Source organism: Trinickia sp. (assembly GCF_057351765.1).
The window spans coordinates 128477-144969 of record NZ_JBMRBK010000022.1 but is presented as its reverse complement, the minus strand read 5'-3'; the positions used below and the strand labels follow the sequence as shown (position 1 = coordinate 144969).

Annotated in this window: 15 protein-coding genes; 7 read left to right on the top strand and 8 right to left on the bottom strand. The window is 62.6% G+C overall.

Annotated elements, in window-relative coordinates; all coding sequences use genetic code 11:
- Positions 1-154 precede the first annotated feature (154 nt).
- Positions 155-1324, top strand: a complete 1170-nt coding sequence (locus tag ACO1XS_RS05280) for a methyl-accepting chemotaxis protein (RefSeq protein ID WP_486390155.1) — start codon at positions 155-157, stop codon at positions 1322-1324.
- 101 nt (positions 1325-1425) lie between these two features.
- Here ACO1XS_RS05280 and ACO1XS_RS05275 read toward each other — a convergent pair whose 3' ends face one another.
- Together ACO1XS_RS05275 and ACO1XS_RS05270 are read right to left on the bottom strand one after the other, a co-directional pair.
- On the bottom strand, positions 1426-2112 hold the full coding sequence (locus ACO1XS_RS05275; RefSeq protein ID WP_486390154.1) for a hypothetical protein: 687 nt from the start codon (positions 2110-2112) through the stop codon (positions 1426-1428).
- 202 nt (positions 2113-2314) lie between these two features.
- Positions 2315-2677 (bottom strand): hypothetical protein, encoded by a 363-nt coding sequence (locus ACO1XS_RS05270; RefSeq protein ID WP_486390153.1) that lies wholly within the window; start codon positions 2675-2677, stop codon positions 2315-2317.
- 957 nt (positions 2678-3634) lie between these two features.
- On the opposite strand from ACO1XS_RS05270, the gene ACO1XS_RS05265 reads away from it, so the two are divergent.
- From ACO1XS_RS05265 to ACO1XS_RS05255, 3 genes are all read left to right on the top strand, one after another.
- Positions 3635-3859 (top strand): hypothetical protein, encoded by a 225-nt coding sequence (locus ACO1XS_RS05265; protein WP_331565917.1) that lies wholly within the window; start codon positions 3635-3637, stop codon positions 3857-3859.
- A 308-nt stretch (positions 3860-4167) separates the two neighbouring features.
- The gene (locus ACO1XS_RS05260; protein WP_331565919.1) at positions 4168-5502 is read left to right on the top strand and encodes a glutamine synthetase family protein; all 1335 of its coding nucleotides are present in this window, start codon (positions 4168-4170) and stop codon (positions 5500-5502) included.
- 16 nt (positions 5503-5518) lie between these two features.
- On the top strand, positions 5519-6946 hold the full coding sequence (locus tag ACO1XS_RS05255; RefSeq protein ID WP_331565921.1) for an aspartate aminotransferase family protein: 1428 nt from the start codon (positions 5519-5521) through the stop codon (positions 6944-6946).
- 43 nt (positions 6947-6989) lie between these two features.
- Here the strand turns inward: ACO1XS_RS05255 and ACO1XS_RS05250 are convergent, their stop codons facing one another.
- The 6 genes from ACO1XS_RS05250 to ACO1XS_RS05225 all read right to left on the bottom strand — a co-directional run bounded on the left by ACO1XS_RS05250 (position 6990) and on the right by ACO1XS_RS05225 (position 13259).
- Positions 6990-7958: a phosphoribosyltransferase gene (locus ACO1XS_RS05250; protein WP_331565923.1), complete on the bottom strand. Its 969-nt coding sequence runs from the start codon at positions 7956-7958 to the stop codon at positions 6990-6992.
- Between the two features lie 91 nt (positions 7959-8049).
- Complete coding sequence (locus ACO1XS_RS05245; protein WP_331565925.1) at positions 8050-9009, bottom strand: LysR family transcriptional regulator; 960 nt, start codon at positions 9007-9009, stop codon at positions 8050-8052.
- A 78-nt stretch (positions 9010-9087) separates the two neighbouring features.
- A complete protein-coding gene (locus tag ACO1XS_RS05240) occupies positions 9088-9840 on the bottom strand; it encodes a hypothetical protein (protein ID WP_331565927.1) in 753 nt (250 codons plus the stop codon).
- Between the two features lie 8 nt (positions 9841-9848).
- Positions 9849-10760, bottom strand: coding sequence for a substrate-binding domain-containing protein (locus ACO1XS_RS05235; protein WP_331565929.1), 912 nt, complete (start codon positions 10758-10760; stop codon positions 9849-9851).
- Positions 10761-10791: 31 nt separating this feature from the next.
- Entirely contained in the window at positions 10792-11214 is a 423-nt protein-coding gene (locus ACO1XS_RS05230) for a c-type cytochrome (RefSeq protein ID WP_331565931.1), read from the bottom strand.
- Between the two features lie 188 nt (positions 11215-11402).
- Positions 11403-13259 (bottom strand): methanol/ethanol family PQQ-dependent dehydrogenase, encoded by a 1857-nt coding sequence (locus ACO1XS_RS05225; RefSeq protein ID WP_331565933.1) that lies wholly within the window; start codon positions 13257-13259, stop codon positions 11403-11405.
- A 531-nt stretch (positions 13260-13790) separates the two neighbouring features.
- Here ACO1XS_RS05225 and ACO1XS_RS05220 point away from each other — a divergent pair.
- The 3 genes from ACO1XS_RS05220 (at position 13791) to ACO1XS_RS05210 (ending at position 16447) form a co-directional block, all read left to right on the top strand.
- Positions 13791-14189, top strand: coding sequence for a 4a-hydroxytetrahydrobiopterin dehydratase (locus tag ACO1XS_RS05220; protein WP_331565935.1), 399 nt, complete (start codon positions 13791-13793; stop codon positions 14187-14189).
- Between the two features lie 236 nt (positions 14190-14425).
- Positions 14426-15454, top strand: coding sequence for a beta-ribofuranosylaminobenzene 5'-phosphate synthase family protein (locus tag ACO1XS_RS05215; protein ID WP_331565937.1), 1029 nt, complete (start codon positions 14426-14428; stop codon positions 15452-15454).
- A 66-nt stretch (positions 15455-15520) separates the two neighbouring features.
- On the top strand, positions 15521-16447 hold the full coding sequence (locus ACO1XS_RS05210) for an NAD(P)-dependent methylenetetrahydromethanopterin dehydrogenase (RefSeq protein WP_331565939.1): 927 nt from the start codon (positions 15521-15523) through the stop codon (positions 16445-16447).
- The last annotated feature ends 46 nt before the right edge of the window (positions 16448-16493 follow it).

Here is a 16493-nt window from a genome sequence, read left to right as displayed (position 1 = left end):
ATTGCTTATCGATGCGCCCAAAAAATGCTGAAAGTCTGTTGCTTCCCCCGTGTAAACCCGGGTGCGCGGCGCCTGCCTACGGCGCCGTAAATACGTACAACGGCGAGCCGCGCCGATCGCTCTCGCCGCGTACCGCGCGCGCCGAGCCCGAAACATGCATTTCGCTCAAGGACGTGTCGAGGCACCGATGCTCAAACTTTCGAATTACCGCCTGACCACCCGCATCGTGGCGGGCTTCGCGGTCATGATCGCGCTTGTTTTGCTGACGGGCGGCGCGGCCGTCTGGGCGATCATGGCCGCGTTGGCCGGGGAGCGCGACACAGTACGTGCACTGTTACCGGTGGTGGTGACCGTCTCGGTCGCATCCGTTGCGGCCGGTATGCTGCTCGGCTGGGGCATACGCCGGAGCATCCGCGTGCCGGTGGAAAACGTCGTTGCAACGGTGGGCCGGATTGCCGGCGGCGATCTGTTGACAAAAATAGAATCGCCGGGGCGCGATGAAATCGCGTGGCTCAATTACGAGTTGAACCAGATGCGTAAAAAGCTGCAGTCCACCATCGCGGAAGTCCGACTGTCCGCGGATACCGTCGCGCAGGCGTCATGCGAAATCGCGGCCGGCAACAACGATTTGAGTACACGCACGGAGCAGCAGGCTTTGAGTCTGCAACGCACGGCGCATTCGGTTGCCGCACTCACCGATGCCGTCAAGCACAACGCCGAACATGCGAAGCAGGCGAACGAACTGGTGGCGCAGGCAAGCGAGGTTGCGACACAGGGCGGCCGTACGATGCGCGACGCGGTGGCCACGATGAGCGATATCAACTCGAGTGCGACGAAGATCGGCGACATCATCAGCGTAATCGACAGCATCGCGTTTCAGACCAACATTCTGGCTTTGAATGCGGCCGTTGAAGCAGCGCGCGCGGGGGAGCAGGGCCGAGGCTTTGCCGTGGTCGCGACCGAGGTGCGCGCGCTCGCGCAACGCAGTGCCACGGCAGCGAAGGAAATCAACGAGCTCATCAGCAAATCGGTCGAGCAGATCGAATCGGGCGTGAAACTCGTCGACGTGGCCGGCCAGACGATGGAAGAGATCGTGAAGAGCGTGAAGCAAGCGGCCACGATCATGGGCGAGATCAGCTCGGCCAGTGCTGCTCAGCGCACGGGTATCGAGCAGATTCATGGGGAGATCGCTCAGATCGACAACGTCACGCAGCAAAACGCGGCGCTGGTCGAAGAGGCCTCGGCCGCTGCGGGTTCGCTGCAGGAACAGTCGCAAACGCTCGCCGAGGCGGTCAAGATTTTTCAGGTGAAAAAGGCGGGGTAGTTTTGCGCCATCGCGGCACACGAAGCGAGTTTGGAGAACGGTTCAGTGTTTCCCGGAACCGCGGAGGTACAAGAGGTCGGTGCGGAATGCAATCTGCCCCACTACCGGATCGCCGGCGCGATCTGAGCCTCCGCCGCATCAACTGGGCATTTCGGCGCGCGTTTCAAAGCAACCGGATCATCCATAGCCAGACCGTCGATATGTCGAACAGAAGTCCAGCATCGACCGTGTCCGCTATCCAGAAAAACGTCGTAATCCCAGCCGGCCGAAGGCGTGAATGTCACGGCTGGCGGCTCGCATCCAGTTGTCCCACCATACTGTCCGGCGTAACTGCTCATAGCCAGCGATAACGTAATCGGTTTCCCAGCCGGGACCACATACTCCCTGATAAGGTCCTTGTTCACGAGACCATCGCTTCGCATCCATGCGCGCGGACTCGGCGGCATGCCGATTACCACGCTTCGCGATGAATATTTCCACGAGGCAAGGAAGCCGTCCGACACCCTCACACCCGTTGTGTCGCTCCATGGTTTGTAGCAACTCCCCGGCCAGAATGAGGCGCTCCGTGCCGGGCCGTTCGCCGACAAGATTCTCACACGCGCTGATACGGTCGGATCGTAGTCCGGGGTGAGGGTGTCGACATAATGAGTCGGTTGCAAGAAGGCGCATGCAGCCAGCAGTGTCGTAGGTGTTACGAGAAAGACAATTTTTGAAATCGAACCGAACATTTTCACTCGACAGATATGAAGGTTTTCACGGGCGATCTGGACGTCGGCCTGCACGAGCATTCCCACGATTCGAGATCCACCCGCGCTTACGTTTGTGCCAAACATACGCCCATCGTTTGCACGGGGTGCCCGTACCTGGTTGACCGTTTGGCTTTGACAGATTCACCGAAATGCCATTCACGGCATCCCGGCACCGATCTCTTGCAGTTCCCTCGTTCGGGAGACACCGAATCTTCTCGCTCCCGTTTGGGAACTCGACCGCTCAACCCGTGTGCGATTCGAACTCCATCTTGCTCAGCACGCCACTCGCATTGTCGAAATAGAACGTTGCCGTCTTCGTAGTGCCTACCGGTATGCCAACGAACACGACGCCGACCGCTGCTCGCCTAACATACCGATATGTCCAGATTTCATAGCTACCAGCGGTCGACTTGGTCGATGGCGCGCCGAGTTGTTCAACAACTTGATCGCGTGTGGCAGTGCCGACTACGAATTGCTGCTTCAATGACTCCTGCGACGCATCCGAAATTTTTTGCGCGCCCTCTCCCGGGGCGACGGATACGGCACAGCTGACTAGCGAAGATGCCACCAAAACCCCGAAAGCAACTTTAATTAAAATCTTCATCTTTTAATTTCCCCGATTTAAATCATAAATAAAACATCCTGATGTGCCCGACGCTTGCTCTCAGCCTGCACCAAATACAACCATCGCTGCCGCATGACCCGTGCTCCACTTTCGCTCGTCCGGATGCAACTGCTTGTTGTAGGATCATTTCAACCCTGTTCCATCTTCGCTATAAACGTGGCGCCTCCCACAAACTTCGTCGCATCGACACTTCCGGGGCGGAGAACAGCGCATGTAAAAGGTAGGTTGAACAGCAAGCAATCATCGAGATTTATTTCAAACCACGTGGAACCCTGGAACGTCTCTATCTCCTCCTGAGTAGCACTAAACCGATATGCGATCACGGGACTTCCGGACCCCAGAAGATCACACACACGAACCACGTAAAAGCGGTCGGAGTTTTCAGCCCGAAAAGCATTCGCTAGACGACGCGCATCCTCATCAAAGAGCGCCTTGTCGTCAACCTCGCAAACGCACCAACGATGGTGAGTGACTTCCGCACTGTCAAGCAAACCATCCGCGCCCAAGATTTTCCGAACATCGACGAGAACTCCATCATCGAATTCAGTGCGCCTATTACCTCGTTCGATCCCTGCCTCTGGCACCCCTCGGAGCTTGTGGTGTACAAGCTGGTCTATCTTATTATTCATTTAGTTATACATATTACAATTTGTAACATTCCGTCAATATATCAAAACCCGACACACTTCATCTCGAAAATGTCAGACGTTTGTCGTGTCGACGCCACAGCAAGTCCTGCCCCTTATTCGGCTGGCCGGCACAGGCCACGCGCGTGCGAAAGCGCCGCGACTCGTATATGCTTCAGACACAGGCCGTACGCCGTCTTGCCGCTGCTGCGCCGGTTCGGCCAGGCCGTTGCCCCGTTTCGTCGGGCGTTTCGATCCTCGGCGAAGCGAAGGCATCACCCTCTTCAATGTTGCCAAGTCGGGTGTCATCGTGAGAGTCCGAGGCCCTTTGGTCAGGTGGGAACGTCCTCAGCCCGCGAGGTGTCTTCGCGCTGATCGCGCCCCTGCCGACGGCCGCTGCGGCAAGCTTGCGTTTCGCCGCTTCCTGTCCGTCTTCACGGTCTTGTCCAGCCGTTCCGTTCGACGTCACAACGCTACCGCCCCACGCGCATCCATCGCCGTGCACACCGACGAAGTCGCTTCGCTGCTGCCGTAGCGTCCCTCACCTTCCGTTCATCCATGTCATCTGCCTGCGTGCTTTTCGCGCGCACGGCATGGCGTCGCTCGCCCCGCGCACGATCGCGTCATATGCGAACCGTGTCGGGCCCGCGCGCGCCCGCGACGCGGCGAGAAACACCTGGCTTTTGATGACGCGCGGCGCCGCGCGCTGACGACAGTCCGCTTTTTATCGATTGCTGCGTCAACAGCGTACCGGGCCGCTATGGTCGCCGTTCATCGCGATACCGGGCGAGCCGCGCTTTTTCGGCGGGCGGGGATTGCCCGCAACACAACGAGAGAACGATCATGCATGACATCGACGAATTCTTGAAAAAGCATCACATCACCGAAATCGAAGCGATCATCCCGGACATGGCGGGCGTCGCGCGCGGCAAGATCATCCCGCGCAGCAAGTTCGAGTCCGGCGAAGCGATGCGGCTGCCGCAGGCCGTCATGATCCAGACGGTGACGGGCGACTATCCCGCCGGCAGCGCCCTCACCGGCGTCACGGACCCGGACATGGTCTGCGTCCCCGACCCGTCGACGATCCGCATCATCCCCTGGGCCGTCGATCCAACGGCCCAGGTCATTCACGACTGCGTTCACTTCGACGGCACGCCCGTCGAGATCTCGCCGCGGCGCGTGCTGCGCCGCGTGCTCGAGCGCTATGCGGCAAAAGGCTGGAAGCCCGTCGTCGCACCGGAGCTCGAGTTCTATCTCGTCGACATGAACAAGGACCCGGACTTGCCGCTTCGCCCGCCCATCGGCCGCACGGGCCGCGCGGAGACGGGCCGGCAAGCCTACTCGATCGACGCCGTCAACGAGTTCGATCCGCTGTTCGAGGACATCTACGAATATTGCGATGTCCAGGAGCTCGAGATCGATACGCTGATTCATGAAGTCGGCGCGGCGCAGATGGAAATCAATTTTTTGCACGGCGATCCGCTGAATCTCGCGGACCGCGTCTTTCTCTTCAAGCGAACGGTGCGCGAGACGGCCTTGCGACACCAGATGTACGCGACGTTCATGGCCAAACCGATGGAAGGCGAGCCGGGCTCGGCCATGCATGTGCACCAAAGCATCATCGACGAAGCGAGCGGGGACAATCTGTTCACGACCCGCGAAGGCGAGCCGGCCCCGTTCTTCTACAGCTATCTGGCCGGTCTGCAGAAATACACGCCGGCGCTGATGCCGATCTTCGCGCCGTATATCAATTCGTACCGGCGTCTGTCGCGCTTCATGGCCGCGCCGATCAATGTGCATTGGGGCTATGACAACCGAACGGTCGGCTTTCGCATCCCGCACTCCCGACCCGCGGCGCGCCGCATCGAAAACCGCATCCCGGGCGTCGATTGCAACCCCTATCTCGCCATCGCGGCGACATTGGCCGCGGGCTATCTCGGCATGACTCAAAACCTCACGCCGACCGAGCCGCTCTCGAGCGACGGCTATCGGATGCCTTATCAACTCCCGCGCAATCTCGAAGACGGGCTCACGCTGATGGGTGCCTGCGAGCCGCTCGCGGAAATCCTCGGGGAGCCGTTCGTGAAAGCCTATCTCGCACTGAAGGAAACCGAATACGACGCGTTTTTCAGGGTCATCAGTTCCTGGGAGCGCAAACATCTGCTGCTGCATGTCTGAGCGCAACGGAGGCGCTATGAATGACGAATTACAACGATCCGCGGACATCGACGTGCAAGCGAAACAGGCTCACCCGCCGGCACGCAGCACCGCCGAATACCGCGAGCTCGATGCCGCGCATCACCTTCATCCGTTCTCGGACATGGGCACGCTCAACCGCCTGGGCAGCCGAGTCATCGTGAAGGCGCAGGGCGTTTATCTCTGGGATTCGGACGGCAATCGCATCATCGACGGCATGGCGGGCCTCTGGTGTGTGAACGTCGGCTACGGGCGGCGCGAATTGGCCGAGGCCGCGTATCGGCAGATGCGGGAGCTGCCGTACTACAACACCTTCTTCAAGACGACGCACCCCCCCGTCATCGAACTTTCGGCCCTGCTCGCCGAATTGACGCCGCCGCCCTTCACGCACTTCTTCTATTGCAATAGCGGTTCGGAAGGCAACGATACGGTCCTGCGCACGGTCTACCGCTATTGGGCGACCCTAGGCCGTCCGAGCAAGAAATATGTCATCTCGCGCAGAAACAGCTACCACGGCTCGACGGTTGCCGGCGCGACACTCGGCGGGATGGATTACATGCACGAGCAGATGCCGTCGAAAGTCGAGCACATCGTCCATATCGATCAGCCCTACTACTTCGGCGAAGCGCAAGCCGATACCCCACCCGAGGCGTTCGGCCTCGCGCGTGCGCGGCAGCTCGAAGCGAAGATCCTCGAGCTTGGTGCGGAAAACGTCGCGGCCTTCATCGGCGAGCCGTTCCAAGGCGCGGGCGGCGTCATTGTCCCACCGTCGAGCTACTGGCCCGAGATCCAGCGGATCTGCCGAAAATACGACGTGCTGCTCGTGGCCGACGAGGTCATCGGCGGGTTCGGCCGCACCGGCGAGTGGTTTGCGCATCAGCACTTCGGCTTCGAGCCCGATCTGATGACACTCGCCAAAGGGCTCACGAGCGGTTATGTCCCTATGGGCGCGGTGGCGTTGACCGAGCGCATCGCCCAACCGATCATCGAGAACGGCGAGTTCAACCACGGGCTCACCTATTCCGGCCATCCCGTTGCTGCCGCTGTGGCGCTAGCCAACCTCGAGCTTTTACGCGACGAACAAATCGTCACGCGCGTGAAAACCGATACGGGGCCCTATTTCCAGGCGTGCCTACGCGAAGCGTTCGCCGGCCATCCGATCGTCGGTGAAATTGCCGGCGCCGGCCTCGTCGCAGGATTGCAGCTGGCCGAGAATCCAGCTGCCCGCCGGCGCTTCGCGCAGGGCGGCGAAACGGGCGCGCTGTGCCGGGATCTGAGCTTCGGCAGCAATCTCATCATGCGGGCCTCGGGCGACCGCATGCTGCTCTCGCCTCCGCTCGTCATCTCGCGCAGTGAGATCGACGAGCTCGTCTCGAAGGCCCGGCACGCAATCGACGCCACGGCGCTGGAGCTCGGCCTCGCCTGAGCGCACTGCGGGGCGGCACGCGAGCCACCCGGGGCGAAGCCGCTCAGGGCGTCGGGGCGTCTGCGCCCCGCCACGCTTGCGTAGCGATGAGCTTCGCCGCGCGCCGCGCCGCGTCCCACCAGACCACGCGAAGAAGCGGCGCATGCTGCGCGATGAATATCGCCTGCACCGGGTCGCTTTCGATGAAGTGCGTGCAGGCCAATTCGAGCGCCGCTTCGGCCTTGTACGCGGCAACCTGTTCGGGATGTTCGCCATGTCTCGACGGGTCGCGCATGACGAGACGCAGATGGGCGTAACCGTGGCGGGCGAGCCAATCCGCCGTGCGCGCCCGGTCGATTTCAGGCCGGCCCGTCACGATGGCCTGCGTCCGCGAGAAATCGATCTGCGGCAAATGCTCGAATGGCAATAGTGCATCGCGTTCCTCGAGTGCCGCCATCAGATCGGCATCGTATCGATGCGGCGGGACGTCGGGAAGCAGCACGCCATCGAGATCGATCGCATAGACGGCAAATTCATGGTCCTCGCCGATCGGCCCCAGCGTGCCCGCCTGTGTGTGCTGCCACCGTGCACGGTAGCGATCCGTATACGCATGCCGCTCCCAGGGAAGCAGCGCAAAATAGCCGCGACAGTCCATGCCGTAATCGGGCCGCATACGGCTCAGATCGTCGAAGACGACGGTCAGCGTCTTGACGACGAGCCCCTGCTCGCGCAGGAAGCTCACGCAATCGGCCAGCGTGTGTCCCGCGCCGGCGATGTCCTCGCAGACCAGTACCTTGCTGCCGCGCGCCGGCAGCGGCACCGACGAATCCCATACCGCGGTCCGTGTGGCCCGTTCGTACCGCAAAAAGGCTGGCACGGCGCCCGTGGCATGAGAAACGAGCGTGGCTGGCCAAGCGCCACCGCGCAAAATCCCGACGGCATGCGTGAAGCCCTCGCGGGCAAGTTCGGGTTGCAGCGAGGCGATCCAATGATCGATCTGTTCGTACGTGAGCGGCAATACCGGCTTGTCCATGACGAAGCGCGCGGAGGTCCATGACTGAAACAAGCCGACAGTCTAGCGCAGCGGCGTACGCCGGATGTGCCAGACGCGCCGCTCGCTAGCGCTATTTCGCTTCGTGCACCGGTCGCCGCTCGACGAACGCGCCGTATTCGCGTTCGAGATACGGTGCCGCATGCTCGAGCAGGAAACGTCTGAAGAGCACGCAAGTCGGCGAAAGCTGCTTCGTGCGCATATGCACGATCTGCCACGTTCGCTCGATGGGTGTACCGTTCACGTCGAGCAAGGCGAGCTCGCCCGAGCGCAGCTCCAGCTGCAACGTATGAAGCGAAATGAGGCTCACCCCCATGCCCGCGATCACGGCCTGTTTGATCGTTTCGTTGCTGCCGAGCGTGATGATCTTGGCCGGCGAAAAAAGGTGCTGCCGAAACATCTCCTCGGCCGCCATGCGCGTGCCGGAACCGGGCTCGCGCAGCAGGAACTTCTCGCCGCGCAGCTCCTGCAAATCGAACCGTCTGGCTGCGACGAGCGGATGATCGACGGGCGCGATCATGACCTGCGGGTGGAATGCGAGCGGCTCGACGGTCGTATCGAGTTCGGCCGGCGGGCGGCCCATCAGCGCGAGATCGATGGCGTTGTCCTGCAGCATCCGCAACAGCGATTCGCGGTTGCCGACCGAGAAATGCACATCGACCTTCGGATACTGACGCGAATAGAGCGCGAGCAGCTTAGGCGCGAAGTAGGTCGCGGAGCTGACGATGCCCACCGCGATCGATCCGCTGTCGGCCAGTTGCAGCGACATCATGGCGTCTTCCGCATCCTTGATCTCGCCGAGGATACGGCTCGCATGATGCGTCAGACGCTCGCCGGCTTCGGTCAGTGTCAGCCGTCGCGCGACGCGCTCGAAAAGCGCAAGCCCGATCGCGTCTTCGAGCTGCCGAATCTGCATCGAGATCGCCGGCTGCGTCAAATGCAGTTCCTCGGCCGCTCGAGCGAAGCTCACGTGACGGCTCGCGACGATGAAGATTTGCAGCTGACGCAGCGTCAGCGAGCGAATGAAGTTCACGTTTGACTGCTTCGTCGAAATGCAACGCTCGCCGCGGCGCGGCGCGAGCTCGCACCGCGAACGCCCGGGCAACCCGCGTCAGCGGCTCGCGCGGGGAGCGTCACCGGGCTTGGCGGGAGGCGGACCTCCGGGCGGCGTCAGCTTGCTCACCGCGGCCTGGAAGCTGAGCGTTTCTGTTTTCACGGGGTGAGCAAAATCGTCGTTCGGCCCCGGCACCTCGGTGCGGATCAGCGCAATCCGTCCGGGCAGTGCGTCGGCGAGTTCAAACGTATAGCGTTTGCCGGTGTAGCGTGCAAAGCGCTCCGCGTTGGGATCGTGCAAGTAAGGCTGGATGACGATCTGCCGCACCGCGACTGTCTTGCCGCCGATATGCTCCGTCGCCGATACGATCTTCGGTCCCTCGGCCAGCGCAAGACGCACCCGCTTTTGGAAATAACGCCGCTGCCCGCCTGTCAACGCCTCCATCTCCGCGATATCGCGTTCGAGGAAATAGATGACGACGGGATTGCAGGGCAGCCCGCTCGTCGGCAGCGGGTGCTCGCCGCCGCGATCGGACACCTTGGCATCGCCCTTCGCATTGCCCTTGCTCGCGACGAGCACGCGCACGACATCGGGAGGCTCGGCCTTTTCTCCGGCCGCCACCATCGCATAGTCGAGTTCCGTCTGGGCCGGCACCTCGTGCAGATGGTCGATCTCGAAGATCAAATGTTCGGCCGCGGTAATCGCGGCCGACGGCTGGGGCTCCACCGCACTCGCCTCCGCCGCCGCGAAGGCGCCGGCACACGCGAGCGCCATGCCCCCTGCAGAGGCGAGCGCGATGACCGCACGCATACGCGCCCTCATTGCGAGCCGCCCGCGCCGGACGATTGCGTCGCCTCCGCACGCTCGAGCAGTGGCACGTTATAGCTCGACAGAATTCGATCGATCTTGCCTTGATTCGCCGAAATCCACTGATCGACCTTGTCGTGCCAGGCCTTTTCGCCATAGCGGACACCCATCGAAATCTCGTAGTCGAAATGGATGCCCTTTTGCGGCGGAAACGGCACGATTCTCACTTTTTCACCCGATTGCTTGGCGAAGTAGCCGGCAATCGGGCCCCAGACGAATGCAACATCGATGTTGCCCGATGCCAGATCGTGCTCGATCATCTCGCCCGGGTACGCTTGCGGATCGCCGCTTTGAACCTGATAGGACATCGCCTGGTCGATCAAGCCGTGAGCGAGCAGCCAGTCGACTGCCGGCGTTTGCGAGAAGATGCCGAAGCGCAGCTTGTGCAGCTCGTCGGCGGGCAGCTTGAGCAGATCGTCCGGCGTTTTAACCGATGCGAACTCAGGCTTGTTCGGCACCACCATCGCATAAGTCGAGTGCAGATACGCGTGCGTCGTCGACGTCAGCTCGTACCCCTTCGGCACGCCGATGATGAGATCGCATTTGAAGCGATCGCTGTCGGCAACTTTCTCGCGCAGCGTATGCCGCACGAAACCCATGCGCTGCGGGAAATAGGTGTACTCGACCTTGTAGCCGAAATCGTGCGCCATCTCCGCTGCGATCTTGTTCTCGTAGCCCTCGCCCTTGTCGTTGGATAACGGCATGTTGTGCGGATCGGCGCAGACTCTGAGCACGCCATCCGCGCCGTCGTTGTTGGGCAGCGCGGGGCCGTCCGCACGCACGGCGGCGCTCGCGAGCGCCGCGCAGCACAGCGCGGTGGCCGACAGTACGATATGCACGGACATTGATTTGCTATGACGCATCCGGTGTCTCCGGGAAGTGACGGCGCGAGCGTTACTTGCTGTCGATGGCACTCAGATCGCCGGGGTTGATCTTCCCGTCCGAGCGCCCTTTCAGATAAGCGTACAGGTCCTGCCAATGGTCCTGCATTCTCTTGCTCGCGCTGAAATCGGGCATGCCCTTGGCAAGACGGCCGCCGAAGACGGTCCGCTTGAATTCGTTCTTGTCGATGACCTTGAGTGCGTCGATGAGGGAGGGTCCGACGAGCCCCTGCTGCTGCGGCCCGTGGCAACGCTGACAATCGAGCGCACGCCATGTCTTCCAGCCCTGCAGCGTATTCTCGTCGACCTTGTTGCCGTCCACGACCTTATACGCCACCTGCTGCGCCTGCGCCGGCTGGTTCTGGGCATAGACGACGGGCAATGCGACAACGGCGGCGGCGAGTGTCGTCGACAACAAGATGGTACGGCCTTTCATACAACGTCTCCTTCGATATAGTGATGCCCCGGGACGCTGCGTTGGCGTGCCGTCGTGGCGGGCGAGTGAAAATGTCGATACTGCTCGATGCTTGAAACCGCCGCGCGCCCGTCGCCCGCTCCTAAAAGCCGATCGGTGACGCGCGGCGTATACCGCTACAACCTACTGCTACGACACGGTACTAGGGCTCAGCTCTTTTCGCCGCCGGGCAGGGCGAACACGAACAGCGTGCCGCCGAGCGCCGTGTACTTGGCCAGTTCGCGATAACCGCCCACGGCACCGAGACCTTCGGTCGACTTCTTCAGACCCGCGGCGAGCCCGATGCCGGCCCATCCGCCGATACCCGAGTAGACGCCGACGTACTGCTTGCCGTTGTACTGGTAGGTGAAGACGTTGCCGATGATGCCCGAGGGCGTCTTGAACTTCCAAAGCTCCTTGCCCGTCTTGATGTCAACTGCCTTGAGATAGCCTTCGAGCGTGCCGTAGAACACGATATTGCCGGCCGTGGCCAATGCACCGGACCACACGGAGAACTTCTCGGGCTTGGACCAGACGATCTTGCCCTTGGACGCATCCCATGCAATGAAGTTGCCCATTGCCTTGTCGACCGTCTTGCCGGCGTTCGCGGCGCCCACGCCCGGGTCGTTCGGCCCCGGATACATCGACAGCGTCGCGCCGACATACGGCTGACCGGCCGTGTAATCGACTTCGAACGGCTCATAGTCCATGCACACGTGGTTCGTCGGTACGAGGAAGAGGCTCGTCTTCGGATCGAAGGAAGCCGGCTGTTCGTCCTTCGAGCCAAGCGCCGACGGGCAGATGTTCTTCACGTTGTGATCGGGGCCCGCTGCCTGCGTCGAATAGGCAGCGTTACGAATCGGCAAGCCGCTCTTCATATCGATACGATCGGCCCAGTTGACGGCCGGGTCGTACTTTTGCGCGACCAGCAATTGGCCCGTCTCGCGGTTCAGCGTATAGGCAAAACCGTTGCGGTCGAAGTGGACGATCGCGGGCGTCTTCTTGCCGTTGATCATGAGGTCCGACAGAATCATTTCATTGACCCCGTCGTAGTCCCACTCGTCGTGCGGAGTCATCTGATAGACCCACTTCGCCATGCCGGTGTTCAGGTCACGCGCGAAGATGGTCATCGACCACTTGTTGTCGCCCGGTCGCTGCGTCGGGTTCCAGGTGCCCGGGTTGCCCGAGCCGTAGTAGACGAGGTTCAGCTTCGGATCCCACGCATACCAGCCCCACGTCGTGCCGCCGCCGATCTTCCATTGATCGCCCTTCCAGGTCTTGAGCGAAGAGTCCTTGCCAACGGGCATCATTTTGCCGTCGGTATAGGTCATCGTTTTGTCGGGGTCGAGCAGGATCTCGTTGTCGGGGCCCGTGCTGTACGCCGTCCAGGCCGGCTTGCCCGTCTTGATGTCGTACGCGATGACGCGCCCGCGCACGCCGAACTCGCCGCCCGAGATGCCCGTCAGCACCTTGTCGCCGAAGACATGCGGCGCGTTGGTGTTGGTTTCGCCCTTCTTGGGATCGCCATTCTTCACCGTCCAGACGACATCGCCTGTTTTCGCGTTGAGTGCGACGAGCGTCGTATCGGCCTGCTGGAGGAAGATCTTGCCGTCGCCATAAGCCAGGCCGCGATTCACGGTGTCGCAACACATCACCGATACGACCTGATCTTCCTGCTTCGGCTGATACTGCCAAAGAAACGTTTGGTCCTTGAGGCTGATCGCCGTCACGTTGTTCGGAAACGGCGTATGGATATACATCGTGTCGCCGATCACGAGCGGCGAGCCCTCATGGCCGCGCAACACGCCCGTCGACATCGTCCATACCACCTGCAGGTTCTTGACGTTGCCGGCGTTGATTTGATTGAGTGTGCTGTAACGGTGATTGTCGTACCCGCCCGACTGGGAAGCCCAGTTCGCGGAGTTCTTGATTGCCGAGTCAAGCTCTGAATCCGCGTTCGCTGCGAGTGTGGTAAAGCCCGCCGATGCGAGAATCGCGAGCCCAAGAACCGTGGTGCGTAAGTTCATGTCTCCTCCAGAATTGTCTTGCAGTTCAACTCACGAATGACCCACGCTACTCATCGCATCGGGCGCGCCCTCTCGAATGCGGGTAACGATCCAACGCTTGTGTCCCGCTTCGGCGGCGGGCTTCATGGCGTATCGCGCTCCAACGCATAATCCATGCCGATGCGCGTCACAGCACGCACGGCCGGCACACCCGAGGTCGTCCCGACGCCCATCGCATGGCCCTCGGCCGCAACCGGACACGCGCGCGGATGGGTGCCGAACGTCGCCCGGCACGGATAGAGGGGCGCCCGGCCGCAACGGTTCGTGCGGCACGCTGCACGCGGAGCGAGACATACTGTGTCAAAACCGCGATAGCGCAACGGCTGGCGCGGCACAATGCCGTTCGCCTTTCGGCGGGATGGGGGTTTTCCTTTAGCCGACGGCCGCTTTCGCGCTTTATGCTGTTTGAGTTCCCGGTGTGTTTCCGCAGTGTTTCTGCGCTTTTTGTATAGTCGAGGTCGAACGGACTTTTTCCGCATGGAGACAACGACCATGAGCCAATCCGAACACGTCTATTCCGACGACGAGATCCGCGCACGTCTCGCCGGTCCGCTCGAGCACTGGTATCTCGAAGACGGGTGGCTGCGGCGCAAGTACAAGACCGAGAGCTGGAAAGGCACGCTGATGGTCGTCGCGACGATCGGTCACTTGGCCGAGGCCGCATGGCATCACCCGGATCTCACGGTTTCCTATGCGTTCGTCATCGTCAAGCTGAAGACGCACACCGCGAAGGGCATCACCGACAAGGACTTCGCGCTTGCGCGCAAGATCGAGGAGGTCGTGCAATGGCAACCCGGCCGCGAAGGCGGGCCGCTCGAAGGCACACCATCCAACGATCAGCGCTTTCGCTACATCAAATACGACGCACCCAAAGACGCGCCGCAAAGCTGAATGCCCCTGACGCGCGCGCCGCGCAATCCGTGACAGTGTGCGTCTGGGCCGGCACAAACCGCTGAGCGGGCCGCGGATGACGCGCTGTCACGCCGAAAGCGGCAGTGCCGCCGCCCCGCGCGTCGGCGCGCTCGATCGGGCATGGTACGTCTCGTGCTTGGCAACGTCTCGCGCATGTGGCGCTGGCTCGAGCCGGCGCTTTCACCGGACCGCCACGCCATCACGAGGACCACGCGATGCCGCTTCATTTTCGCCGCACGTCGGCGCCCAGCACGGTGACCATCGACGCCCCGGCCCGGCTTCATCTCGGCTTTCTGGATCCGAGCGGATCGCTCGGTCGTGTGTTCGGCAGTCTCGGGCTCGTAATCGACGGGGCCGGCACCGAGCTCGAAGCGCGTCTGGCTGAAACGGATTCCATCGCGGGCACGATGACCGACAGCGAACGCGCCCGCATCGGCTGGTGTCTCGAACGGCTGCATGCGGCATACGGCCCGACGCCCGTCGCGTTCAACGTCCTGCGCACACCGCGAGCGCATAGCGGCCTGGGCTCGGGCACCCAGCTCGCACTGACGATCGGCGCAGCCTACGCGCGGCTCACGGGGCTCACGACCACCACCGCCGAGCTCGCCCACTTGCTCGGCCGCGGCGGGCGCTCGGGCATCGGCATCCTCGGTTTCGATTCGGGCGGCCTGCTGCTCGACGGCGGCGCGCCGCGCGATCGCCGTGGCGCAGGCGTGCCGCCTCTCGTCGCGCGCCAGCCTTTTCCCGATGCGTGGCGCGTCATGCTCGTCACGGACACCTCGCGCGAAGGCCTCTCTGGCGAAGCGGAACGGCGCGGGCTTGCGGCGCTTGCGCCGTTTCCGCAGCAGTTGGCGGCTCACCTTTGCCATCTTGCGCTGATGCGGATTCTGCCCGGGGCAGCCGATGGCGATTTCGATGCCTTCGCGCACGGCATCACCGAAATGCAACAGATCATCGGCGAGTACTTCGCGCCGGTGCAAGGCGGCGTATTCGCCAGCCCCGATGTCGAAGCCGCGTTGCGCGCGGCGGCGGCCGGGCGGCCCGCCGGCATCGGCCAGACCTCGTGGGGCCCGACGGGGTTTGCCTTTTTGCCAAGCGCGCTGGAGGCCGACGCGGCGCTCCTCGCGGCGCGCGCCGCGGTTCGCGACAAGCCCCATATCGAATGCGCGGTGTGCGCCGCGCGCAATCGCGGCGCGGTGATCCGCGTTGCGGGTGCGCGCGAAGCGCGCGTCGACGCCGCATGAGCCCCGGAGCATTCGGCGCCGCTGCATCCCCTGCCGCCCCAACCACACGACCTGCGAGTTGTTGCCATGTCAGAAGCCACTGAAAGGCCTTACATCCTCCATATGCTCACGGCCACGCCGCAGATGAGCCCGTTCGATGTCAACATGGCGGCCGACGCCGGCTACCAGGTGATCGTGCCGTATTGCGGGGTCGACGCAAGCATGGTCACCAATCTCACGCAGGACGCCATTTTTTCGCGGGGGCCGAAAGGCGTGTCGCGTACGGGCATTTTCATCGGCGGACGCGACGTGATGCTCGCGGCGGATATGCTCGAGATCGCGCGCAAGGCCATGGTGCCGCCGTTCGAGGTTTCGGTGTTCGCCGATCCGAGCGGCTCGTACACGACCGCCGCGGCGCTCGTCGCACTCGTCGAGCGCCATATGAAGCGCGCGCATGGTATGGAACTCGGCGGCAAGCGCGTGTTGATCCTCGGCGGTACCGGCGCCGTCGGCCGGGTCGCGGCCGCGATGGCGGCCTCGCTGGGCGCGGACGTGACCATCGCCAGTCACGGCTCGCTCGCGCGCGCGAGGCAGGTCAGCGATGAGGTCAACCAACGCTTCGGCATTACGACGACGGCTGTCAGCACCGCCGGCGAAGACGATCTGCACGCCGCGCTCGCCGATACGGAGATCCTGATGGCCTGCGCGACGGCAGGCATCCAGGTGGCCAGTGCCGCGGATCTCGCGCATGCGAGGCGTCTGCTCGTCGCGGCCGACGTGAACGCCGTGCCGCCCGAAGGCATCGCCGGCGTCAACGTCATGAACGACGGCAAGCCCATCGGGCCGTCCGGCGATGCGGGCCCGGTCGGCATCGGCGCGCTTGCGATCGGCAACGTCAAGTACCAGGTCGAGCACCGGCTGTTCGTTCAGATGCGCACGAGCAGCAAGCCCGTCTATCTGGGCTTTCCGCAAGCCTTCGACGAAGCGCGCGCCGTCGCCGCAGGTCTCGGTTGACCGGCAGGCCATGCCCGCATCGAGGCCGTCCGCGCCCTTGCCGCCC